General features: G+C 64.6%; 28 protein-coding genes and 2 tRNA genes. 28 read left to right on the plus strand and 2 right to left on the minus strand.

What is annotated here, in order from left to right:
- Nucleotides 1-209: 209 nt before the first annotated feature.
- A complete protein-coding gene (locus tag ABD784_RS05075; protein WP_344880813.1) occupies nt 210-929 on the minus strand; it encodes a hypothetical protein in 720 nt (239 codons plus the stop codon).
- 74 nt (nt 930-1,003) lie between these two features.
- On the opposite strand from ABD784_RS05075, the gene ABD784_RS05080 reads away from it, so the two are divergent.
- From ABD784_RS05080 to ABD784_RS05160, 17 genes are all read left to right on the plus strand, one after another.
- Nucleotides 1,004-1,076 (plus strand) — tRNA-Met (locus ABD784_RS05080).
- Nucleotides 1,077-1,144: 68 nt separating this feature from the next.
- A tRNA-Trp gene (locus tag ABD784_RS05085) sits at nt 1,145-1,215 on the plus strand.
- A 44-nt stretch (nt 1,216-1,259) separates the two neighbouring features.
- Complete coding sequence (locus ABD784_RS05090; protein ID WP_344880816.1) at nt 1,260-1,457, plus strand: DUF7455 domain-containing protein; 198 nt, start codon at nt 1,260-1,262, stop codon at nt 1,455-1,457.
- A 697-nt stretch (nt 1,458-2,154) separates the two neighbouring features.
- The gene (locus ABD784_RS05095) at nt 2,155-2,649 is read left to right on the plus strand and encodes a hypothetical protein (protein ID WP_344880819.1); all 495 of its coding nucleotides are present in this window, start codon (nt 2,155-2,157) and stop codon (nt 2,647-2,649) included.
- Between the two features lie 79 nt (nt 2,650-2,728).
- Nucleotides 2,729-4,363, plus strand: coding sequence for a hypothetical protein (locus tag ABD784_RS05100; RefSeq protein ID WP_344880822.1), 1,635 nt, complete (start codon nt 2,729-2,731; stop codon nt 4,361-4,363).
- 11 nt (nt 4,364-4,374) lie between these two features.
- Nucleotides 4,375-5,718 (plus strand): phage portal protein, encoded by a 1,344-nt coding sequence (locus tag ABD784_RS05105; RefSeq protein ID WP_344880825.1) that lies wholly within the window; start codon nt 4,375-4,377, stop codon nt 5,716-5,718.
- A 1-nt stretch (nt 5,719) separates the two neighbouring features.
- On the plus strand, nt 5,720-6,970 hold the full coding sequence (locus ABD784_RS05110) for a VG15 protein (protein WP_344880829.1): 1,251 nt from the start codon (nt 5,720-5,722) through the stop codon (nt 6,968-6,970).
- A gap of 62 nt (nt 6,971-7,032) precedes the next feature.
- A complete protein-coding gene (locus ABD784_RS05115) occupies nt 7,033-7,536 on the plus strand; it encodes a hypothetical protein (RefSeq protein WP_344880832.1) in 504 nt (167 codons plus the stop codon).
- 9 nt (nt 7,537-7,545) lie between these two features.
- A complete protein-coding gene (locus tag ABD784_RS05120; protein WP_344880835.1) occupies nt 7,546-8,448 on the plus strand; it encodes a phage major capsid protein in 903 nt (300 codons plus the stop codon).
- Nucleotides 8,448-8,609, plus strand: coding sequence for a hypothetical protein (locus ABD784_RS05125; protein ID WP_344880838.1), 162 nt, complete (start codon nt 8,448-8,450; stop codon nt 8,607-8,609). Before ABD784_RS05120 ends, ABD784_RS05125 begins: the two co-directional genes overlap by 1 nt.
- Nucleotides 8,610-8,624: 15 nt before the next feature.
- Nucleotides 8,625-9,053 (plus strand): Gp19/Gp15/Gp42 family protein, encoded by a 429-nt coding sequence (locus ABD784_RS05130; protein WP_344880840.1) that lies wholly within the window; start codon nt 8,625-8,627, stop codon nt 9,051-9,053.
- Complete coding sequence (locus tag ABD784_RS05135; protein WP_344880842.1) at nt 9,053-9,445, plus strand: DUF6093 family protein; 393 nt, start codon at nt 9,053-9,055, stop codon at nt 9,443-9,445. Before ABD784_RS05130 ends, ABD784_RS05135 begins: the two co-directional genes overlap by 1 nt.
- Nucleotides 9,445-9,834, plus strand: coding sequence for a hypothetical protein (locus tag ABD784_RS05140; protein ID WP_344880845.1), 390 nt, complete (start codon nt 9,445-9,447; stop codon nt 9,832-9,834). Before ABD784_RS05135 ends, ABD784_RS05140 begins: the two co-directional genes overlap by 1 nt.
- On the plus strand, nt 9,831-10,193 hold the full coding sequence (locus ABD784_RS05145; protein ID WP_344880848.1) for a hypothetical protein: 363 nt from the start codon (nt 9,831-9,833) through the stop codon (nt 10,191-10,193). Before ABD784_RS05140 ends, ABD784_RS05145 begins: the two co-directional genes overlap by 4 nt.
- A 76-nt stretch (nt 10,194-10,269) precedes the next feature.
- Nucleotides 10,270-10,440 carry a hypothetical protein gene (locus ABD784_RS05150; protein WP_344880851.1) on the plus strand — a complete coding sequence of 57 codons (171 nt, stop codon included), beginning with the start codon at nt 10,270-10,272 and terminating at the stop codon, nt 10,438-10,440.
- A 2-nt stretch (nt 10,441-10,442) separates the two neighbouring features.
- Nucleotides 10,443-10,949, plus strand: coding sequence for a phage tail tube protein (locus tag ABD784_RS05155; protein WP_344880854.1), 507 nt, complete (start codon nt 10,443-10,445; stop codon nt 10,947-10,949).
- A 101-nt stretch (nt 10,950-11,050) separates the two neighbouring features.
- Nucleotides 11,051-11,596, plus strand: coding sequence for a hypothetical protein (locus ABD784_RS05160; RefSeq protein ID WP_344880858.1), 546 nt, complete (start codon nt 11,051-11,053; stop codon nt 11,594-11,596).
- A 303-nt stretch (nt 11,597-11,899) separates the two neighbouring features.
- Here the strand turns inward: ABD784_RS05160 and ABD784_RS05165 are convergent, their stop codons facing one another.
- Entirely contained in the window at nt 11,900-12,121 is a 222-nt protein-coding gene (locus ABD784_RS05165) for a hypothetical protein (protein WP_344880860.1), read from the minus strand.
- 43 nt (nt 12,122-12,164) lie between these two features.
- Here ABD784_RS05165 and ABD784_RS05170 point away from each other — a divergent pair, with 43 nt between their 5' ends.
- The 11 genes from ABD784_RS05170 to ABD784_RS05220 all read left to right on the plus strand — a co-directional run bounded on the left by ABD784_RS05170 (nt 12,165) and on the right by ABD784_RS05220 (nt 22,839).
- Nucleotides 12,165-15,317, plus strand: a complete 3,153-nt coding sequence (locus ABD784_RS05170) for a phage tail tape measure protein (RefSeq protein ID WP_344880863.1) — start codon at nt 12,165-12,167, stop codon at nt 15,315-15,317.
- 9 nt (nt 15,318-15,326) lie between these two features.
- The gene (locus ABD784_RS05175; RefSeq protein ID WP_344880866.1) at nt 15,327-16,154 is read left to right on the plus strand and encodes a hypothetical protein; all 828 of its coding nucleotides are present in this window, start codon (nt 15,327-15,329) and stop codon (nt 16,152-16,154) included.
- Nucleotides 16,155-18,371, plus strand: a complete 2,217-nt coding sequence (locus tag ABD784_RS05180) for a hypothetical protein (RefSeq protein WP_344880870.1) — start codon at nt 16,155-16,157, stop codon at nt 18,369-18,371.
- Nucleotides 18,368-18,925, plus strand: a complete 558-nt coding sequence (locus tag ABD784_RS05185; RefSeq protein ID WP_344880873.1) for a hypothetical protein — start codon at nt 18,368-18,370, stop codon at nt 18,923-18,925. The genes ABD784_RS05180 and ABD784_RS05185 overlap by 4 nt, the downstream gene beginning before the upstream one ends.
- Nucleotide 18,926: 1 nt before the next feature.
- Complete coding sequence (locus ABD784_RS05190; RefSeq protein ID WP_344880876.1) at nt 18,927-19,832, plus strand: hypothetical protein; 906 nt, start codon at nt 18,927-18,929, stop codon at nt 19,830-19,832.
- A 3-nt stretch (nt 19,833-19,835) separates the two neighbouring features.
- The gene (locus ABD784_RS05195; RefSeq protein WP_344880879.1) at nt 19,836-20,309 is read left to right on the plus strand and encodes a hypothetical protein; all 474 of its coding nucleotides are present in this window, start codon (nt 19,836-19,838) and stop codon (nt 20,307-20,309) included.
- A gap of 3 nt (nt 20,310-20,312) precedes the next feature.
- Nucleotides 20,313-21,155 carry a hypothetical protein gene (locus ABD784_RS05200; RefSeq protein ID WP_344880882.1) on the plus strand — a complete coding sequence of 281 codons (843 nt, stop codon included), beginning with the start codon at nt 20,313-20,315 and terminating at the stop codon, nt 21,153-21,155.
- A 77-nt stretch (nt 21,156-21,232) separates the two neighbouring features.
- The gene (locus ABD784_RS05205; RefSeq protein ID WP_344880885.1) at nt 21,233-21,523 is read left to right on the plus strand and encodes a hypothetical protein; all 291 of its coding nucleotides are present in this window, start codon (nt 21,233-21,235) and stop codon (nt 21,521-21,523) included.
- A complete protein-coding gene (locus tag ABD784_RS05210; RefSeq protein WP_425582929.1) occupies nt 21,516-21,728 on the plus strand; it encodes a DUF7620 family protein in 213 nt (70 codons plus the stop codon). Before ABD784_RS05205 ends, ABD784_RS05210 begins: the two co-directional genes overlap by 8 nt.
- Nucleotides 21,725-22,009 carry a putative phage holin gene (locus ABD784_RS05215; RefSeq protein ID WP_344880892.1) on the plus strand — a complete coding sequence of 95 codons (285 nt, stop codon included), beginning with the start codon at nt 21,725-21,727 and terminating at the stop codon, nt 22,007-22,009. The genes ABD784_RS05210 and ABD784_RS05215 overlap by 4 nt, the downstream gene beginning before the upstream one ends.
- A complete protein-coding gene (locus tag ABD784_RS05220; protein ID WP_344880895.1) occupies nt 22,006-22,839 on the plus strand; it encodes an N-acetylmuramoyl-L-alanine amidase in 834 nt (277 codons plus the stop codon). Before ABD784_RS05215 ends, ABD784_RS05220 begins: the two co-directional genes overlap by 4 nt.
- The last annotated feature ends 1 nt before the right edge of the window (nt 22,840 follow it).

Raw genomic sequence — 22,840 nt, forward strand, 5'->3', positions numbered from 1 at the left:
AAAGTGAGTCAAAAGCGCTAAACAGCGAACCCAAAATCAAGCCCTAGCCGCTCGGCGGGGCATCTTTTATGCCCTTCCCCTCGCAGGTTGTGTATCGCATCCGATGCCATGGCCAACCTGCGAGGGGTGCTTCTTAGGCATGGGCCGAACTCAACGCTTCAGCCTCCTAGCTGCGCTTGCATGCGTCCGCGCTGCTCAACTGCCGCACCCTACGCTTCCTCTTCATAAAGGCTGGCGGGGATGTCCTCGTTGAAGATGGAACGCAGGATCGATACCTTGTCTACTTCAAGCGAGGTCTCGGAAGCTAGATCTCGACGCATTGCGGCCAGGGCGGACCCCAGCCGCCTCTTTGCCAGCGCGCTATCTTGTGGGCTCATGACCCTCGTAGGATTACCACTATCGTCGACCGAGAAGACGCGGGAACGCTCGAGGACTACCGTTAACGCTTGCTGCCATTCAGCAAGTTCGTCGACAACGGCTGGGCTACCCCAGAGCGCCGCTCGTGCGCGCAATTGACCGTCAGCCGAAGCGTCGTAGCCCTTGCCGACGAACCTGGCGATCATGAATTCGGCAATGGATTCATAGACCTTTTCACGATGTTCATACTCTTTCGCCTGTCGGTCGCGCTCTCGTTGCTCGCTCCAAGAGGCAATTCCCATTGTGGCGACCAGTGAGGCTACGCCGGCCGCCACCAGACTGCATCCTGGAACGACTAGTCCAATGCCGCGGCGCTCGGTGATAAATCGAACAAGTGCGAAGCTCAATATAACGAGACCTAGAACGATCAAAAACGCTCCCGCGAATAGGGCTAGGCGAGTGCGGCGCTCGTTGCCGGCCTGGGCGGGGCTCAGCTCCTTCTCATCGGATGCACCTTCTCCAGTTGACTTCTCACTGGAAGAATTTGAAGCAAATTGCGACGTAATAGGCATGGTTGCATCTTATTCGAATCGTCCCCACCCCACACCCCCGACGCCTCTCGACGATGCGCACTTCGGGGGTTCTCGGCTTTGTAGCTCAATTGGTAGAGCGTCCGCCCCATAAGCGGGAGGTTTCAGGTTCGAGCCCTGACGCTGCCACGATCCACGCCGAACGAGCGTGACACCTGACGGTGACGGTCCGGGAAGCGCCCGTTACAGCGCTGCCAGGCGGGGTAGTTCAGTGGCAGAACGGCGGTCTCCAAAACCGCAGCCTCGGGTTCGATTCCCGGCCCCGCTGCAACCAGCCCGCACACCGCGGGCCACACCGCAAAGGAGCGGGACATGGGCGACATCATCCCCACAGGCACACGCTGCGACGTAGGCGACGACCGATGCGGCGCAGCAGCACGAGCACGCATGACCGTCATCCCCGTCATGCTCGACCTGTACTTCTGCGCACACCACAGCCGACAGCTCACCGCGACCGACCTCACCTGCGAATACGAGATCAACTACGAGCCGGTGACAGTCGCGGCATAGGCCCGGCCAGTAGGGCCCGGCAAGCTCACCGCCGCCCCGGCCCCGACTGGTGCTCACGGGCCAACGAGGCCGTCACCATCGGAGCGTAGAGCCAAGCCAGCGAGGTCACATGCCACGAGCTAAGCGCATCTGCCCACGCCCCGGATGCCCCCGCATATGCGACGGCCGGTACTGTCCCCAGCACAACAGGGAGTACGAGGCGCAGCGCGGCACGAGGACCGAACGCGGATACGGCGCCGACCATATCCGCCTACGCAAACAGTGGCGGGCCCGGGTCGACCAGGGTGGCGTCACCTGCCCCACCTGCGACCGACCCATCCAGCCAGGCGCACCCTTCCACCTCGGCCACACCGATGATCGGTCAGGCTACAAGGGCGCTGAACATCCAAGCTGCAACACATCTGATGGCGGCAAACGAGCACATCAATTCGATGCCTGAACCGCGTTTGTATCAACCTTTGTACCTACATGTGGAGGTTGTGCATAACGTGTGGATAACCTGTTGATAACCCTGTGGATGACCCTACCCGGGGGGACCTAAAGGGCCTAGTCACCGACACCGCCGGTGAGGTGAAAAAAGTCCGCGGAGGGTTCAAACAATTCAGGAGGGCGGTGGTCCGGCATGTCAAGTGGTGGATTCCGCGCGAACTCGGGGCCGGCTCCGGACCCCGCTTCCGGTCGCTCGGCCGCACGTGGGTTGGACTTCCAGGCCCTCCCCTCGGAGGGCTTCTCGGGTGACATTCCCGCCTTCCCCCTCGACCCCATCGTGCTCTTCGCGGAGCACTTTGCTGATGGGAAGAAGATCCGAGAGGTCGACGAGGGTGCGTCGGAGGACTTTCATTCGCGCGAGGGCGCTGTATGGGCCGAGGCGTGGCGAACTCCGCAGGCCGCCGCGTGGGCACTGGATCCATGGCGCTGGCCGGTCATCGCGGAGTATTGCCGCCTCAAGGTGACCGTTGAGCTGGATCCCGGCTCGAACGCCTCTCTTGTCGGGCAGCTCCATCGTTATCGCGAGCAGATCGGCTTGACGCCCGCAGGTCTTCGTCTGAACGGCTGGCAGATCGCTCGGGATCAAGTATCCAAGCGGCGCGCCGAGCGAGAGGCGGCTAGGTCGTCGAATGAGGGCTCGAGTGGCACTCTGTCGGCGCGCGAGCGAAGGTTGAGGGCTGTTGGCGATGGCGGTGGAACCTAAGACAGCCTCTGAGGCGCTGAAGTGGTGGCCTGGCCTAAGTCTGGACGTCGTTCCGGAGTGGATCGAGAAGCATTGCGTCGTGCCTGACGGAGATTTCGATGCATATGGCCGCAAGCCGCCATTTCTACTGCGCGACTATCAGCTTTGCTTCGTGTCGAATCATTATGCGATCCGCAAGTCGGCAACGCCCGGGATGAAATCCTCGGCGTTCGTGCATCAGCTCTCGGTTCTGATCGACTCCCAGAAGAAGGGAAAGTCGCCCCTCGTGGCCGCCATGATTTGCGTGGAGGCAGTTGGCCCGGCCCTCTTCGCTGGGTTCGCAAAGGGCGGAGAAGTCTGGGATTGCGAAGAGCAGGGCTGCGACTGCGGATGGGTCTACCACTACCGCCCCGGCGAGCCGATGGCGCGCAAATGGACGGCGCCCCTAATTCAGATCACGGCGAACTCTGAGGCCCAGACCGAGAATACTTACGGCGCCCTCCGGCCAATGATCGATTACGGCCCCCTCTCCTCTCAGATTCCCCGGACCGGCGAAGAGGTCATTCGCCTCCCCGGCGGGAAATCGAATCAGATCGTCCCCGTGACTTCCAAGGCCAAGTCCCGTCTTGGCGCACGCGTCACTTGCGTCCCCTGGGATGAGGCCGGCCTGTTTGCCGACGAGTCCATGTGGAAGGTTTTCCGCACACAGAAGCGCGGGCTAACGGCCATGGGTGGACGAGGGTTCATTACCTCCAATCCCGACGACCCCGCGACCGACAATGTAGTCAAGGATCTCTACGAGAACCCGTCCGATGGCGTCTACTTCCAGTGGACGCCCCCGCCGGCGCGTTGGAAGTGGACCAACCAGGCCGACCGCCGCAAGATCCTGAAATTCAATTACTCGGACGCCCCTTGGGTGCTCATGAATCTTGATGGACTCGAGGAGGACATCAAGCAGGCGATGCGGCGCGACCCGGCGGAGGCCGAGCGATTTTACGGAAACCGCCGCGTCCAGGGCTCCGGCGCGTGGCTCAAAGAAATCCCATGGGACGGCAAGTCGGCCCCCCGAGAGGTACCAGATGGCACCCCCATCGTGCTCGCGGGAGACTTGTCCAACAATAACGACTGGACGGGATTCCGGGCCATGACTGCCGACGGGTACCAGTTCACTCCGACGTACGGCCCTAATCACGAACCCGCGATTTGGCGCCCCACTGACGGATCGCTTCTGATCCCCCGCGCCGAGGTTCGCGCGGCGTTCGATGAGCTGCAGGCCCGCTTCAAGGTCGTTCGCTCTTACTTGGATCCCGCCGGCTCGGCCCGCGGTATTTCCGCCGAAGCGGATGCTATGGAGGTTGTCGAGGACGATTCCTGGCGTCTCGAGTTGAAACAATGGCAGGCGAAATACAAGACCGCCGACGGGGCGCCGAAGGTCTTCGCCTGGGAAACGTCGACCGTCTCGAAAATCCATCCTGTCCTCGAGGCCTTCAAGCAGGCCGTCAATGGTGATGATTCCGAATTTCGGCATGACGGGTGCGTTATAACTCGGACGCACGTTTTGAACGCGGTGGTTCGGGCGCGCACCGGCCAGCGATACATCCTGGGCAAGCCAAACGAGAACCAGAAAATCGATCAAGCCATGTCGTCCGTCCTCTGCTATGAGGCATGGTCCGACGCGCTGGTGGCTGATGAATTCACTGAAGAAGAAGTCGATTCCCGCATGTTCTGTCTATGAGGAGGTAGCCGATGGCTGTTAGCCGTGAGGTTTCAGACCTCCTCGAGCAACTGGAGCGGGAGCTTCAGCAGCGGGTCAATGACGACACCCGGTATGACGCCTACTACGAGGGCTCGCATCGGCTTGAGCGGCTTGGTCTCGCGGTTCCCCCGGAGATGGAGAAGCTCGAGACTGTAGTGAACTGGTGCCGGACTACCGTCGATTCGGTCTCGGATCGGCTGCAGATGCGCCGCTTCTACATGCCCGGCGAGGACCAGGCGTCCGATGACCTGCTCGAACAGTGGGACTACAACAACCTTGATTCTGAGGCGGTCCTGAATCACCAGGAGACGATGATCCTGGGGCGCGGGTTCGTGTCGGTCGGTGCGAACGAGGCCGACCCTGAGTTCCCGCTAATTCGAGTGGAGTCGCCGCGGGAGATTGTGGCCCGCGTCAACCGACGGTGGCGACGAATCGATGTCGCTGCCCGCTTCGAGCCGGGCGAGGACGACTTGGACCCGACCGCCCAGTTCGCAACCCTGTATGAGCCGAACAGCACCACATGGTTCGAGAGGGTGCGCGGTCAGTGGACAGAGATCGACAAGGATGAGCACGGCCTAGGCGTCGTTCCCCTGGTGATGTTCCTGAATCGCCGGCGCGTTGGTCGGTGGGATGGCAGCTCGGAGATGAAAGACGTCATCTCGCTCACGGATGCGGCCTGCCGGTCACTGACGAACCTGCAGCTCGCGGGCGAGACCCACTCGGTGCCGCAGAAGTACGTCCTCGGCATGACGAAGGGCGACTTCGTAGACAAGGCAGGGAACCCGATTCCCGCGTGGGAGGCCTACTTCAATTCGATCTGGGCGAACGCGAACAAGGACGCCAAGGTGGGCCAGTTCGCGGCGTCGGATCTCAAGAACTTCCATGACACCGTCAACCACTACGCGCAGCAGGTCGCCGGCATTACCGGCCTGCCCGCTCGCTACTTCGGTCAGACGTCCGTGAACCCGGCCGCCGAGGGCGCGATTCGTGCGGATGAGTCCCGGCTAATCCTGAATGCCGAGCGCAAGCAGGCGATGTTTGGCGATTCGTGGGGCTGGGTCATGGCCCTATCGCTGCGGTTCCGCACTGGCGACTGGGTGCAGGGTTCCCGCATCAAGACCGAGTGGTACGACGCGGGCACCCCGACGCGGGCACAGACCGCGGATGCGATGTCGAAGCTGTATGCCAACGGTCAGGGCATCCTCTCCCGCGAGGGTGTCTGGGACGAGCTTGGGTGGTCTGAGGCGCGCAAGGATCGGGAGCGCGGGTATCTCGAGAGCGAGGCCCGAATCACCCTGACCGCCCTTGAGAAGGATGTGGCCGAGGAGGTCTGACGTGACTATCCCGGCTCCGGCGGTTGATCACTACAAGCAGATGCAGCGTCTACAGTCGCTTGGAAAGCTGCAGGCCCGGCGCGCTTGGTCCCAGGTTCAGGTTGGCATGATCTCGCCGTCCTGGGAGCTAATTCTCCGCAATTCCGGGCTGGTGGCAGCAATGTCAGCGCTGCAGGAGGAGGCCGCGGTAGCCGGCGCATCCTACGGGGCGGCGACGCTCGCGGCGCAGGGTCTTTATGAGCCCCCGCAGGCGTTCGTCGACCCGACGGGTTTCGCGGGGTTCGCGTCGGACGGTCGCCCGCTCGACGGGCTCATGTATTCGGCAGCGCCGCACACTAAGCGCCTGATCGGCGGGGGCATGGATCCGCAGCAGGCCAAGATCAAGGGCGGCAAGTTCCTGGAGATGGCCGTCGGCACCCTGATTGCCGACAGCGGCCGAGGTGCCGCTGGTGTCGATACGGCGACTCGCAAGGGCGTGCAGTACGTCCGAATGTTGAACCCCCCATCGTGCGCACGGTGCGTGATTCTCGCCGGCCGTGTCTATTGGTGGAACACGGGCTTTAGTCGGCACCCGGGGTGCGACTGCGTGCACGTCCAGACCATGCACGGCAAGGCCGAGGGCGCGACCACCGACCCCTATGAATACTTCGAGAGCCTGTCCGACAAGGAGCGCCAAAAGGTGTTCACCAAGGCGGGGGCGCAGGCCATTGATGATGGCGCCGACATTTATCAGGTCGTCAACTCTCGCCGAGGCATGAAGCCGGGCGGGCTTGTGACATACGAGGGAACGTCGCGTCGTGGATTCTATGGCCGCGGGAAGCCGCCACGCCTGACGCCCGAGGCCATCTATCGCAAGGGGCTCTCCCGCGAGGAGACGATTGCCGAGCTTGAGCGCTACGGGTACATCGTCGGCGGGGGCCAGACCCCCGAAGGGGCGATCCGCGGGAGGGTCGACGGTTTCGGCGCCCTCGGGCGAGGTGGCACTCGGCGAGGAGCGAGCGCAGAGATTGCAGAAGCTCGCCGCACCGGCATACGCCCGGAGGGCGCCCGAAACTCTCTGACTGCCGCCGAGCGCAGGCTTCAGGATTCTCGACTGCGATGGGAAGCCGTCCAACAGGGGCGAAACCCATACGGGCGATGGCGCCTCACTCCTGAGCAGGAGGCGCAGATCGAGTACGAGTACCGACTTCTGAATGTTTACGGGCGAGAGGAAACGAAAATCTCACCCCGCAAATGGTTCAGCGAGGAATAACAAAAATCTTCCCCTTGCGCGCGATGCGCTTGGGGCCACTTCCGCGATGGAGGGAAATCGCAATGTCGGAGCAGAACACTGAGAACCCGACCGTCGAGCCCGAGGCGATTGCCCCGGAGTCGACGGAAACCGAAAATGCCGAAGCCCCCGAGCTGGGGGATGCCGGCAAGAAGGCTATCCAGGCGGAGCGCGATGCCCGCAAGGCAGCCGAGAAGGCTGCGGCCGAGTACAAGGCGAAGCTCAAGGAGATCGAAGACGCCAACCTCTCCGAGGTTGAGAAGGCGAACCGGCTGGCGGCTGAATCTGCCGCCGAGCTTGCCGCACTGCGTACCGAGTCCCTGCGGAGTCGCGTGGCCCTCGAGAAGGGGGTGCCCGCCGATCTGGTCGGGTTCCTCACTGGCGACACGGAGGAAGACATTGCCGCGAAGGCTGATCTCCTCATGTCTCGCCTGACCGCTCCGAAGTCCCCCAAGCCTGACCTTTCGCAGGGTGCGAAAGGCGGCGACAAGAAGTCCTCCACTGGTGACCAGTTCGCGGACTTCTTCACCTCAAAACTGTCCTCTTAGGAGTAACAAATGGCAGGCATCGACCTGAACCGCACCTCCGCTGGTGCGGCCGATCTCCTCCCGAAGGAGATCTCGTCCGAGATCTGGGCCAACGCCGTGAACGAGTCTGTCATCATGCAGGCCGCTCGGCGCATCACTCTCCCGGGTTCCGGGCTGACCATCCCGATCATCACCGGCGACGCTGAGGCTGACTGGGTCAACGAGACCGACGAAAAGCCGGTCTCGCAGGCCACGGTAAGCAACAAGTCCATCACCCCGTACAAGCTGGCCGTCATCGAGACGTTCTCCGACGAGTTCCGCCGCGACCTGCCGGGCCTGTACGCGGAGCTCGCTCGCCGGCTTCCCGCTGCTCTGGGCCGCAAGTTCGACCAGACGATCCTCCACGGGACCGCTCCGGGCTCGAACTTCGACGTCCTGTCCAGCTCGTCCGCTGTGGCCGTCGACGGCACTGACACTGTTGGCGACCTGGTGAACGCCCTGTCGACGGTCGCTACGGCCGGCGGCGATCTGAGCCACTGGCTACTGTCCCCGCAGGCCGAGGGCACGGTCATGACGGCGAAGGACGGTCAGGGCAACTACGCCCTGATGCGCGACGTGCGGAACGACTCGGGCGCCATTGGCTCCCTGCTCTCCCGTCCAGTCCTCAAGTCGACGGCCGTCTACGGCAACCCGACCGACCCGGCCCCCGACACCATCGGCTTCGCCGGCGACTTCGCCCGTTCGGCCATCTGGGGTTCGGTCGAGGGCATCAAGGTCGACATCAGCGACCAGGCGACCGTGAACAACGGTGGCGTGCAGATCAACCTCTGGCAGCGCAACATGTTCGCTCTGCGTGCTGAGGTCGAGGTCGGCTTCATCGTCCGCAACGGCGCTCACTTCGTGAAGCTGACCGGCGCGACGACCGCCCCGTAATGCCGACTCTCATCAATCCGTACACGCGCAAGCCGGTTGACGTCGCTGAGGCGTTCGTCGACCAGCTTGTGCGTGCCGGTTTTACGGAGCCGGCCGTTGAAGCGGCGCAGGAGAAGCAGTCTCCCGCGCCGCGCAGGCGCACCGCGAAGAAGTCCGAATAGCTGGGAGGCGCGGCCATGGCATACGCAACCGTCGATGATGTGAGCGTTCGTCTTGGCCGCGCCCTCACCACTGCCGAGACGGCTCAGGTGACGGCGTGGCTGGACGATCTAGAGGCGATGGTGCTGTCCCGGGTTCCTGACTTCGCTGAGCAGGTGGCCGCTGGCGATATCCCTGCCGGCGTTGTTCGGTCGGTGTTCGCTACGGCGATCATCCGGGTTCTGAACAATCCCAAGGGCCTCCGTCAGCACACCGTGTCGATTGACGACTTCTCCCGCACAGAGACCGTCGATTCGGCACTGTCGTCGGGCGCGCTCTACCTGACGGACGAGGAATGGGGCCTGCTCTCTCCGGGCTCCAGTGGCGATGCATTCACGATCACGCCGTACAACGCCGCTCGCCTGGCTGGGTACTGGTCGAGTCCGACGACATGGGAGTCCTACTGATGATCCCTGAGGCTGCAACGCTGGAGGGCCGCTTCTGGGCTGAGTCCCTGATGACGGACTCTTGCACGGTGTTTCGGCCCGGCTCGGAGGCAACGGACCCGGAGACGGGCGTCGTTTCGCCGACCTTCACGACCGCCTATACGGGCAAGTGCAAGGTGCAATCCTCGGGCCTTCAAGCCAAGGAGGAAGCGGCCGGGGCAACGAACTACTACTTCGGTCAGCTCGCAGTCCACTTTCCGGTGACGTCGCAGCTTCGTATTGACGACCAGGTGGTCATTGATGCGTCGCCGATGGACCCGGATCTCGTGGGCTTGCGGCTTCGGCTGGTGGAGATGGCTCGTGGCACCTACAAGACCGCTGATCGCTGGGCCGTCGAATTGTGGGTGAAGTGATGGGCATCGAAGTTGACCTGTCCGAACTCCACAGGTTCGAGGCCAGTCTTGGCCGCATCGCGTCGAAGGCTTTGCCGGAGGTTGATGCGGTCCTTGAGAAGGGCGCGCTGAACATCAAGAACGACATGGTGGCAGCAGTGAAGGAGTCAGCCCACTTCAAGGGCATGACGGGTGCGATCTCGTATGACTCTGCGGCTGCTGTTGGCCATCTTCGCTATGAGATCGGGCCGGACAAGGGCCGCCGCGGTGGCGCTCTCGGCAACATCTACTACTTCGGTACGAGCCGTGGTGGTGGCACGGGCGATATTGATGGCCCGCTTGCTACTGAGGAGCCGCGCACGTATTCGGAGTTGGGCAAGCTGGTGTCGAAGTGGGGTGACTCGCTTTGAGTGCTCATTCGGAGTTTCTGGCGCTGTTGTCGGGGATCGCGAACGTGCATGACGGCGATGTGCCGGATACGCCGTTGCTGCCGTATGTGCTGGTGATGGGGTCCGCGCAGTCCCCGTCGAAGCGCGCACTGTCCCGGGATGTTCACGGCCGTGTTGAGCGGTGGAGGACGACTGTTGTGGGCGCGAATCAGACGTCGGCGCACATCATCTGCCGGAAGGTCATTGCGGCCCTTGAGGGGGCGCGTGTGGCCGGTCAGCGGGTGGAGGCGGTGCCGAACGTGCAGCACATCATGCAGGATCTCGATGTCAGCCCGCCGGTGAGCTACGCGGTTCTCGACTGGCGCGTGACCCTCCCCTAATTCCATGAGTTCTGAGCCGTCCTTCGGGGCGGCTTTTTTCATGCCCGAAAGGAGTCCGCCCGTGGCTTATGTCCGCGTGAAGGACAAGGAAACCAAGCACGAGTTCGACGTGCTCGAGACGGACTGGCGCATCGATGCCGGCCTGTTCGAGCTCATCAAGTCGGACAGATACCCGGCGGCGCAGCAGCCTCGCCGGCCCAAACATCACGTCGTTGCCAAGTCGGCAGCACCTAAGAAGGAGGCCTAGATATGGCTGAGATTCCATCCACTCCGGCCGACGGCAATGTCCGTGTGGTCTTCGTTCCGACCATCGCTGATCCGACGGCACCGACGGTGACCGAGCTTGGCGCCGGCACCGCTGTCGACCTGTCCTGCTACATCACCGGCGGCGGACTGGCCGCGACGGTCGATGAGCAGTCAATCGCCGACGAGCGCCTGTGCTCTGTGCAGGTATTCGAGCAGCCGGGCCGGTCCTCGAACTCGCTCGAACTCACGTACATCGACAACACGAACTCGCCGAACGCGGCGACGGACAACAAGGCGGTGGACACCCTCGTGCGGGGGACGACCGGCTACGTGGTGATCCGTCGCGGCATCGCCTACGAGGATGCGTTCGCGGCGTCGCAGAAGGTGCGCGTGTATCCGACCGAGGCTGGCGCATATCGCCCGAACGCGCCCGAGGCGAACTCGGTCCTGACGGCCACCACGAAGATGTTCGTCACCGGCGAGGTGAAGGACGCGACGGTGGCGATCTAGTAGCCCCTTCTATCTCCCGTGAGTGTCGTGCCGGTGGGGCGCGGCACTCACGGGGTTCTACCCCCACCAACACCCTGCCCCCAAAGGTTTAGGAGGCCCCTGTGGCCCTTTCCGTGAAGCGCGCCGAGCGTCGTGTGAGTGTCTGCCTGGACGGGTCGCTTGTGGCCCAGTACGAGGCAGTGACCGAGCAGCTCGAGACGAAGCTGAAAGAGAAGCTGATCGACAACCGCCTCAACGATCCGGTGGCCGCGTTGCAGCGCGAGCAGCACCGGCTGTTCGAGGCCCAGCGCGAGCAGACCGTCACGTTCGTGGTCCGCGGCCTGCCCCGCTCCAAGTGGGATGAGTTCGTTGAGGCCCACCCGCCGCGCGAGGGCGTCGAGCTGGACAAAGAGTACGGCTTCAACACGGAGACGATCTTCGACGCGATCCTGTCGCACGACGCCCCGGCTTCCATCGCCGAGGTGCTGGACGCGGACGGTGCGCTGCAGGAGTTCAAGCCGGCTGACTGGACCGAGTTCTCCAAGGATCTCACCCGGTCTCAGTTCGAGCGGTTTCGTGCCGCGGTGACGAACGTGAATGCGGGTGAGTCGGCAGTCCCTTTTTCGTTGACCGCCTTCAAGGCGACGCAGGATTCCGCCGGCAAGTAGAGGTTGCCCGGCAGTTGGGCATCAGTCACCGGCGTTTCCGGGGCTGGATGCCTGCCGAGGGTGAGTCGGAGTGGTCGGACATGGAGCAGGACAAGATGCTCGCCCTGTCCACTTATGAGGCGCTGTTGTGCCCGAAGTGCGGTGGCCCACTAGGCGAGTGCACGGACCCGAAGAATCAGGGCCGGTACGCCGTCGAACCGCCGACCCGCTGCCATCGGATGACCGCACATATTCGTGAGGTCGATCAGTGGGAGAAGCAGGGGCGCAAGGAGACGGGCGCGCTCATGCTGCGGTCGCGTCTGCTTACAGATCCGCCGATACCGCGACGGCAATCTTCTTGAGGTAGCCGACCACCACCAGCAGCAGCCCGGGGACTACTCCGCCAAGCACGGTGCCGGCAGTTCCCCCGCTAAACGCCACGAAGATCGCGATCAATACGCAGATTGTGGCCAGCGCACCGCCGATCCCAATTAGGAAATCACCGGGCACGGCAACTTTGGCCTTGTTCTCATTCTTGATCGTCATGCGCCAAGTGTATGCGCGCTCACCCCAATTAATAGGAGGACCCGTGGCTGATCGCTCCGTGAAGTTGACGCTGGATGCAAAGGTCACGGGTCTGGTCAACGGGCTCAAGACGGGCCAGCGCGCCGTTTCAGATTTTGGCAACCGCCTCGAGACGTTCCAGCAGAAGAATGCAGCCTCCCTGGATCGCATCGGCACCGACGCAACGCGCGTCGGCCTTGTCATCGGGGCCGGGTTCGCCGCCGCAGGCAAGGCGGCCATCGACTGGGAGTCCCAGTGGGCCGGCGTCATGAAGACAGTCGACGCTTCCCCCGCGCAGTATGAGGCACTGGAGCAGGGGCTCCGCGACCTGGCCAAGACCCTGCCGGCGACGCATGAGGAGATCGCTGGCGTCGCTGAGGCGGCCGGTCAGTTGGGTGTGGCTCGCGAGGATGTCCTCGGTTTCACCGAGACGATGATCGACCTCGGGGTGTCAACAAACCTGACCGCCGAGGACGCCGCGACTTCTATCGCGCAGATCTCGAACGTCATGGGCACGATGGAGCGCGAAGGCTCCGAGGGTGTGGAGCGCTTCGGCGCCACCCTCGTCGAGCTGGGCAACAACGGTGCCAGCACTGAGGCCGACATCCTGAACATGGCGCAAAGGATCGCTGGCGCTGGTGCGACGGTCGGCGCGACCGAGTCCGACGTTCTCGCCTTGTCGAACACCCTCGCATCGATGGGTGTCCGGGCTGAGCTTGGTGGCGGTGTCGCCACCCGCGTGCTGCTGAAGATGCGCACGGCTGTCGACGAGGGCGGCGATTCGCTGCAGACATTCGCGGAGACCGCGGGCGTTTCCGCCGAGGAGTTCGCATCCAAGTTCCGGTCCTCCCCGATGGAGGCCCTGCAGCTCGTCGCCGGTGGCATCAACAACGTCAACGAAGCCGGCGGCAACGTGACCGCCACGCTCAAGGACATGGGCATCAAGGGCACCGAGGAGACTCAGGTCATGCTCGCCCTCGCCAACTCGGGCGACCTGCTCACCGAATCGCTGAAGATGGGCGCTGCCGCCTGGGAAGAGAACTCGGCTCTGACCGAGGAAGCCCAGAAGCGGTATGAGACGGCTGAGTCGAAGATCAAGATCGCCTGGAACAACATCAAGGACGCCGCAATCACGGCGGGCGAGGTGATGCTCCCGATGATCGCGGGACTGGCCGACGGTGTGGCCGACTTGGCGCAGTGGTTCGGGAGCCTGCCTGCGCCCGTTCAAACCGCACTGGTGCTCCTCGGGGGCATTACCGGCGTGGGTGCGGGTGTAGTCGGTGCGTTCCTGAAGCTCGCGCCGGAAGTCCGCGCCACACGAGACGCCCTCCAAGCACTGGCCCCCGCCGGATCGAAGGCCAGCGGAGCCCTGAAGAATGTCGGGAAGGCCGCCGGGTTTGCGGCCGGGCTCGCCGCGTTCGCGGTCATCGGCGGCAAGATCCAGTCGGCCGGCTACATGAAGGACATCCCCGAGGGAACTGGCCATATTGCCGAAGCGCTGGCGAAGGTCGCGCAGGAGGCCCCGGGGGCAGCAGAGGCCCTCGACTCGGTCTTCTCGGGCATCAACGGGGAAGGCCTGTCCCCGTCCATCAAGAGCATGAATGACGCCATCGACGTCCTGTTCGGCGACTCGGGAGTGCAGAAGGCCGAGCGCTGGGCGCAGGGGATCATCACGCCCCTCACGGGAATCAAGGGCTCGGTGTCCATCGCCGAGGACGCCTTCGGGGGTATCGATCAGGAGCTTGCCAACTTGGTCAGCTCGGGCAGTGCCGACGCGGCAGCCGATGCCATGGGTTTGGTCGAATCGAAACTCAAGGAGTCCGGGGTTGGCGCCGAAGAGGCGGCCCGTCTGTTCCCGATGTACGCGGACGCTTTGGCTCGCGTGGAGGCCGAGTCTCCCGCGATGGCCGAGGCTGTGGCTGAGACCGTGGATCCGATGCAGGAGTCCGCTGACGCTGCACAGGATGCGGCGGACGCGCTCGATGACTACTTCGACGGGCTGGTCGCGACTGGTCAGATAGCCATCTCGGAGAGTGAAGCGCACATCCGGCTCGCCGAGTCCATCCGCGGTGCCGCGTCGGCCTTGGACGAGAACGGCAAGACGCTCGATATCAACACCGAGAAGGGTGCAGCGAATCGGCGTGCCCTCAACGGGATCGCAGATGCCACCCACGGTGTGATGTCTTCCATGCAGGACAGTGGGCGCACGGCCGGCGAGATGGCTGTCGAGGTCCAGAAGGGCCGTGACGCGTTCATTCAGGCCGCGACTGCTGCCGGTATGGAGGCCGACGAGGCTGCGCGCCTAGCCGACGAGGCGAATCTGATTCCTGCCAACGTGTTCACGGAGTACGAGTCGAACGCGGCCGGCGAGATCCAGAAAATCACGGATCTGCACGCATGGATTCAGTCGACCCCGGATAAGAAGATCACCATCACGGACGACTCCCCGGTGACGAAGAAGGCGCTGGAGGACCTCGGTTACATCGTGACGACTCTGCCCGATGGTCGGATCGAAGTCTCGGAGACGGGCACGACGGCGACCGGCGAGAAAATCGACAAGACAGCCGGGAAGAAGCGCACCGCGAAGATCGACGCGGAAGCGATTACAGGGGCTGCGAACAGTGCTCTCGATTGGTTGGCTCGCAGCCGCACCGCCACGATCCATACGAACTACACGTCCACGGGCCAGCGTGCTGCCGAGCGGGCGAACTTTGGACAGTCACGTCAGCAGCACGGCGGGCGGGTCATTCGCAGGTACTCGAACGGTGGCCGACTCCCGGCTACCGGGTTGGGCACCGACAAGATCCTCGGGATGGACGCGAACGGCAACCCGACCGCATGGGTTGATGACCGTGAGTGGGTCATCAATCGGCGCATGTCGGACAAGTATCACGACGAGTTGCAGGCCATCAATAACGGCACGTTCCCGCAGCTCGCGGGTGGCGGCCTTGTTCCTGCGCCGTCACCGAGCCCTCGAAGTGCGGGGCCGGTCGGCGTGCAGGGTGGCGCTCAAATCGCCGAGCAGGTATCGGCGGCCGTGTCCGCCGCCATTGCCGCCTCGTTCCCGAGCACCCTCGAGGCGAAGTTCGGCCCAGGTGCAGGCCGCGTTCTAGCCGACCTGGTCAACAGGGAAGTCAAGAACGCCACATCTGGCCGGCAGTCGATCTACCGCAAATAGGAGGCCCCAGTGGCGATGTACCTCGGCACACCCGGCCGCATGATCGAGATCAAGGGGGCGTCCAGCCTGCGCATCACGCCGGCACCCCGCTTCACCCCGGAGGAATCCGTGGAGGGACGCGTCAGTGGGCAGGTCCGGCCCATCGGCCGGCGAGTCTGGGACGCGTCCCTCCCGGAAGCGACCACCCCCTCCGAGGTCGCCGTGCTCGCGGGCTTCCTCGACGGGGACTGGGACGTCGGACCCTTCGCGTTTCTGTCCTCCGAAGCGCTCGTCGTGAACACGCTCACCCCGGAGACGTCCGCGTGCCGCCCCGGCACCTACGTGAAGGGCCCCGGCCTGACACAGGTGACCGAGGGTGGCCCGCTGACCCTCCCGGGCGGGCGGACCACGCCACGGTCCTGGAACAAGACGAACGATGGCAGCTTGTTCTACGGCGCCAACCCCACGGTTGTCGTCCCCGGAACCGTCGTCACCGCCTCCGCGTACGTCCGCGGGGCAGGGGCGGCCGCCGGGATCATCTTCTACAACGGGCTCGGCGCCACGATCACATCGACCATCTCGGCGGTGACGGCTAGCGCTTCGACCGTTGCTCGATCATTCGTAACCGCCACGGTTCCCGCCGGGGCCGTGTCGGCCCGCGTGCACGCCAACGCCGCAGCGTCCACGACCGCGGACCCCGTCATCACGTGGACCAGCTCGCTCCTCGAGTATGGCAAGGGGCAGGGCTGCGAGCAGGCCATCCCGTACGGCGACTCGCGCGACCTGGTGATGGCGGCGAGCGGCACAGCGGGCGGCCGGTTCTCGCGGCCCTCATTCACAATCCAGGAGGTCGGATAAATGCTTCCCGGAAGTCTGGACCCGTCGAACGTTCGACAGTTCACGACGAAGATCCTGGTCAATGGAATCGAACGCTCCGGCCAATGGTCGGCATCGGGTGAGATCACGGGGGACCTGCCAGACGCCGTAGAGGCTGGCAATGGCCTCTCGCAGATCACCGGCGCGATTCAATGGGCGACCGAGCTGTCCGAGGGCGCGCCAACCAACCCGCTGGGAGGTGGCGAGGGATGGCTCCCAGCGGACGGCGACCGCGTGCAGATCTACGTATCCGACGGCCTTACTAGTTTCCCGCGATTCGAGGGCCGCATAGCGAGCACCAGCGGCGCCCTCCGCGACGGAACTGCCACCTCGTCCATCATCGATGACCGCGAAAACTTGCAGGTCCCGTTCAACTATCCGCCGGTGATCCGGTCGATGCCGCCGCTGACTGACGGTGGGGCGTGGCGCCGGGTGTCGACGTCACCGGTGCAGGTCCTCACGGCCGCGGCCGCTACGGCAGGGTACCGGTCGGTGCACCCGCCCATCGGTACGGTCCTCGTGGACGCACCACTGCAGGGGTCCGCGTGGCCTCTCGCCGGGCGGTGCACGAGTGCCAGCAACATTGCCGTCGACGGCGGGTTCCCGAACTTCCGCACCACCGCGAGCTTCGGCTGGGGAATGCACGACCTCCGTGCCCGGTACACCCCCCAGTACACGGCGACCGGAGACCAGCCGTTGCAGCTCATGGTCAGTGTCGGCGCCGATCACACGGCGGCCGCGTCGATCTTCGCCCACTACGGCGCCTCGAGCGTTCGCCTGCGGATCTCCGCCTCACGGGTCGCCGAGGCGTGGGTGGGTAACACGAACCTGGGCGGCCGCTCGCTCGGCACCGGGGTCCATGCGACCCTCCACGTCTCCGGCACCTCGTACGTCATCAAGACGGCGACCGGGACCACCACGCTCACCGGCACCGCCCGGCCCACGACCTCACTCGATTCCATCGAAGTGGTGGCCGCGGTCGGGGCGAACATCGCCGGCGTCAGTGCGGCGCGCACCTGGACGCTGCCGACGACCTGGACTCCGAACCTCACTCTCGACGTCTCCTATCAGCACATGCCGGTCAACGTCGTCATTAGGGCCATCGAATCGACCATGGCGGCGGACACCCTGGACGAGATCTCGCGTGCACTCCTCTTAGCGACTCACTTCGACGAGCTGGGGCGCCTCGTCATTCGGTCATCGGACCGGCTCGCGACAGGGAGCCCCGTCCAGGATGTCGGGACCGAGCTGGACGTCCTCGACATTGAGTGGGAGACCAACCTCCTCTCGCGCCGCAAGGACGTCACGGTTACCGGACTCAGCCATGTGTACGCGAACACGCAGCGCCGCAACGTCGAATTGTGGCGCGGCTCCGGGGACCAGATGGAGGAGGGCGAAAGCCGGCAGGACTTCGTCAACGTCCCGAACGACGAGGAATGGCTCGTCGAACTCGACGATCTCCCTGCGTTCACCGCCGAGGCCGGCGCCCCGTCCTTCAACACGGGCCGGGGTTCGTTCGTCGGCGGGGCCATGAGTTCCGACGGGAACGTGTGGGAGTGGGCGAACGCGGTCCTCACCGTCGTGTTCGAGCGGATCTCCTACCGCACGTTCAAGTTCACGCACACAGTCTCCGGCCTCACCACTGGGTGGAAGCTGTCACTGCAGACCGCGGAGAACGCGTCGACCACCCTGTGGCCTAAGTATCGGGGCGTGGGCCTGCCGCTGCTCCGCGGCCCAAAGGTCATGTTCGCCGAGGCCAAAACAACAACGGTGGCGGCCGCGACCACGGGCCCCTCGCTTGAGCATGACGTCAAGCACTGGGCGGGCTGGGAGTCGGGCAACTGGTCCCACCCGGACTACCTGCGCGACTTCATCGCAGCAAGGGTCACGGCACCTGAGCCAATGATCCGGCGCATGAGGGTCCGAGCAGACCCCCGCCGCCAGCGAGGCGACATCATCAGAATCCCCTCGCCGAAGTACCTAGGGGTGACGATCACCGCCGTGATCCTCGGCATCGATGAGGGTCATGCGGACAGTTACACGCAAGACCTAACCGTCCGGGTTATCGCCATAGCCGTGACCGCGATGTCTTACAACGCGTGGGACGCCGCGGCGACCCCGCTCGCGTATGAGCAGTGGGACGCGCTCACCAGCCAGTCCTACGACAGCTTCACCTCTACGACGGGAGACCCGCAATGAGCACACCAAGCCCCCGCGGATACCCGATGCCCATCGGTGGCGACCCGATCCGGGGAAACACGACGGACAACCTCCGGGTGGACATCGTCGACCTGGCAATGGCCATCGACACGGACATGACCGCATCAATCTCGATGCTCGAGGACGACATCGCGTTCGTCGAGAAGACCGCGGCGACCGCCCTCATCACCGCTATCGCCCCCTTCGAGGGGGTGGTCGGCGACAAGGACGGGCGGCCCTCCTGGATCCAGTACGACGGATACGGGATGCCAACCGCGGGTGCGGTCGACGGCCTCTACACGGCCGGCGTCCCGCACACCACCACAGAAACCGACGATGACGGGCTGCGGCTCGCCGGGAACGGCGGGGAGCCCACATGGCTCTCCGCCGGCCCGGACGGGCGACCCGATCTCGTAGCGACCACCGCCATCGCCAACGCCGTCCACTACTACGCCGGACCCACGCCACCGTACGTGTACCCCGGAAACTTCATCCTCTGGGTCCGCACCACCGGTGACGGGACCCCCATCGACACCCAGATCGGACGGAACTGACTTGACTACATGGACATCCATCGGCAGCGAGACGGACGTGATCCAGCGCTTCGCCGCACAGGACATCCTCTCGGACCGGGGCGGAGCATTGCACAGTCGCGGCAAGGTCGTCATGGCGGAGAACTTCGAGGACGGGTACGGCGGATTCAACCCCGTGTTCAATGCGGGCGGCAACCCCGCGTGTGTCCCGTTGTCCATCGTGAATCTGCCCGGCATGGGAAGTGCCCTGCGGATCGGCACGGGCCCTGGCAGCGGCACCGGGTACGGGCAGCAGGGGAACGCGGCAACCGCAATCGTCCGCCTGAACCGCCCGGAGCGAAGCGGAATCGCCTCGGTGTCGTTCATGTACGGGCTCTCCACCGAGTACCACTACCACGCGCCCACCAGCGTCAACGCGCCCGGCGCCTTCCAGATCGGCTTCGGCCTGGACACGCAGGACCCGCAGAACGCGAATAGGCAGTTCTTCGAACTCCTCGGTCGCCCCACCTTCCCCGGGGCGCCGACACCGTCGGAGGACCGGGCCATCGGTTCACGCTGGCTCCTGCGGACGCACCGCAACCCCTCCGGCTCCCCGGCGGCTTCGGCCGTTGCCTCGCTCGGCGGGACGATGATCGGCGAGAACGAGAACAAGACGAATTTGGCGTACGGCCGGATTACCTTCGAGTACGGGGCGACCCCCCGCTACATCGAGGCGCAGATGGGCTCGCAGGTCCACGACCTCCGCGGGCTCGCCCTGCCCGACATTGTCGAGCCGCTGCAGTACAGCGACACGGACCCGTGGGCCGACTTCCGTGGCGGCTTCAACCCGCATTTCGGGATTCAGGCGCGCACCGATCAGCCGGATCTCCGGTCGGCAGCACTGCTGCTAACCAACGTGCTGGTCACCTACGGAGACAAGGAGGCCTAACCCATGCCGAAGATGACTCACATCCTGCTCTCTGCCGGATACCCCCAGACCCTCAACACGGCTGGCACGGGCGGCGTCTCGCTCGTGCAGCCGCCGAACAACCACAGGCAGACGAAGGTCAGGGCCGTCACCTTCACCGGGATGCTGCCCGGTCTCGTGGGCGCCCCGACGGGGTGGTCGCTCGAGGCGCGTTTCCAGATCCTGCAGGTCCACACGTCCGGCTACCAGAACTCTCGCCCTGAGTGGATGGACGTTGACGCCGGCTTCCTGGGGGCAAAGGTTTCCGGGGCGACGATCAACGCTGCGGGCACCGTCCAGATCGCTTCGAGTGAGGCCGGGACAGCGTTCCCGCACTTCTTCGCGGTGACGATCCCTGAGCTGCACGTTGATTCGGTGCGGCTGCGGTTCTACCCGGTTTTCACGGGGGGCACTGACCCGGGATTCAAGAGCCCTGCCCTGACGATGACGGAGGACTGAGCCATGTCTCCGAGCATCCTCCGCATCCCGGGTGCCACGATCACGGGTGTCCCGATCCCGCCGGCCGATGGGCGGCTGGTCAACGGATCGCTGCTGCTGGTCGACACCACGCACCCGACGAACCCCTACAGCGGGACACTCACACACGGGTCGCTGGTGCCGAACATCGCCAAGACGCAGGCCCTCGCCATCGGAGTCGCTGCGGACAATGTCGAGATCTTCAACACCGCGACGGCCACCACGAAGGCCAAGATCGAACGCACGGCCTCCGGGTCGCTGCACTTCACCACGTCCGTGACCGTGGACGTCCTCGAAGAGCGTGTCGGCCTCGCGATCCCCGCAGCTCTCCGGAGCTACCTGTTCGCGAACAAGACTCACAAGTTCTATGTGGGACTGGCTGTGAAGACGACCCGCGTCGGCACCGCCGGCGCGACCGTCGGATACCTCGGAGGCGTGTTCTCCGGCACCAACTGGGGAGTCGGAGCACAGGTGGCCCTCGGGCTGCTGGCGGACGGGACATTCGCCGGCTACCCGACGTCCTCCGATGCGACCCGGCTCGGCTTCGACAGCACCACGGGGACCAACGCGAACCGCTTCGCCGCGCTCACGTCGAACGGGCTGAACAACAACCTCGCCGCCGACGCGTCCTCGTACGTGGTCGGCGCCGGACCCTACAACGGGTCCGCGGTCAACAACAGCCCGAGCTTCATCCTCCGGTCCCTGTACATCGAGGACCTGACGGTGTCCGGGCGCACGCACGCGCAGGTGTCCGCGCTCGACCAGCAGGCGTTCCAGGCGGGCGCGTCCGGCCGCTGGTCCGGCGACACCGCCACACCGCTCGCGTAACCCCGCACCACCCAGTGAGGCCCTCGCAATCGCGGGGGCCTCACTGCTTCCCATCACTCATACCCGAAGGAGGCCGCGTGCTGGAACAGCTACCACTCGCAGCTATCGGCGCCATCGGCACCCCCGGCCTACTCGCCCTCGCCGTCTACCTCGTACTCACCGGCCGCATCGTTCCCAGGTCCACCCTCGAGGACGTCAAAGCCGGACTCGTCGAACAACTCACCTTCTGGCGGACCACCGCACAGAAGAAGGACCACACCATCGAACTCCTCTCCGAGGCCAACAGGATCCTCGCAGACGAGACCGGTGCATCAGTCACGAAGGTCATGGGGGCCATCCAAGACAAGGCAGGTGTACACGATGGCTAACTGGCCGTTCCGACGCCGCAAGGCCCACACGTCCGCCCCGAGCCCCGACCAGCTCGCCGCCAAGATTGAGGCCGAACTGCAGCACAAGCAAGCAGTCGACAGCCTCGCCGGCGCCCACCGCATCGGCGGGGAGCTTCGGCGCATGCGTGAACGCAACCACTTCGGGCAGAGCTTGCAATCGCTCTATGACAGGAGAACAACATGACGTTCACGCTCGTCGTCATCACAACGATCCTGGCCTACCTGACGTTCATTGCCTACGTCATCGTCGCCCCCTGGTGGACGACTCGGGCTGGCCGGGCAACGTTCGCCCTCTTCACGGCCCTGATCATCGCCACCACATGGTTCCTGGCAGAGGCGATCCTCGGTCAGCTTCCGGCGTGGGGTGAGTCTGCGGTCATCGGCATCCTCGCCGCCGCCCTCGCCTTCAATCTCGGGACCATCACCTACAAGCAGTGGCACTTCCGCGGGAAGGATAGGCCATGACCTACTTCACCGGCCTCGCAAGGGTCGCTCGTGCCACCGGATACCCAGTCATTGAGGTCGACGGCTGGGAGGGGCGCGGACACGGGCACATGGGGGCCGTACGCACCATCGTCTGCCACCACACCGCCGGATCCAGCACGGGAAACTACCCGTCGCTGAACGTGGTTGCATACGGCCGCACAGGGCTCAAGGGGCCACTGTCCCACTACGGCATCGGCCGCGACGGGACTATCTACGTCATCGCCGCCGGGCTCTGCGCGCACGCGGGCAAGGACTCCCAGCTCGCCCCAGCCCACCGCAACCACTGCGCCATCGGCATCGAAGCAGAGAACACGGGCCTCGGTGAGCGCTGGCCCGACAAGCAGCTCGACGCCTACGTGAAGCTCTGCCGCGCACTGATCGATGAGTTCGGGCTGTCCGCCAATGACGTGCTCGGCCACAAGGAGATCGCACCCCGCCGCAAGATCGACCCGAACTTCTCCGCGAACGGCTTCGACATGGCCGACTTCCGGGCAGCCGTCCGACGCGGCTACTGGACCAAGCCCACCACCAAGCCGGCAGGGACCATCAAGCCCGCCGCCGCACCAGCACCAGCCATACCCGCCGAGCCCAAGCCGGCCCCACAGGAGGACATCGACATGCAGCTCTTCAAGCTCGGAGGCGCCAAGTACCGCCTCCTCTCCGGCACCGCATACCGCGGGGTCAGCAAGTCGCTCGCCGAGAAGATGATCAAGGCCGGGCACAAGGTCGTCGCAGTCACCGCCGAGGAGAACGCTGAACTCTCCCGCAACTTCAACGGCACCCCCGATCTCGTAGAGGTGGTCAAGTAAC

The sequence above is a fragment of the Zhihengliuella alba genome (genome assembly GCF_039538765.1).
Classification (GTDB): domain Bacteria; phylum Actinomycetota; class Actinomycetes; order Actinomycetales; family Micrococcaceae; genus Zhihengliuella; species Zhihengliuella alba.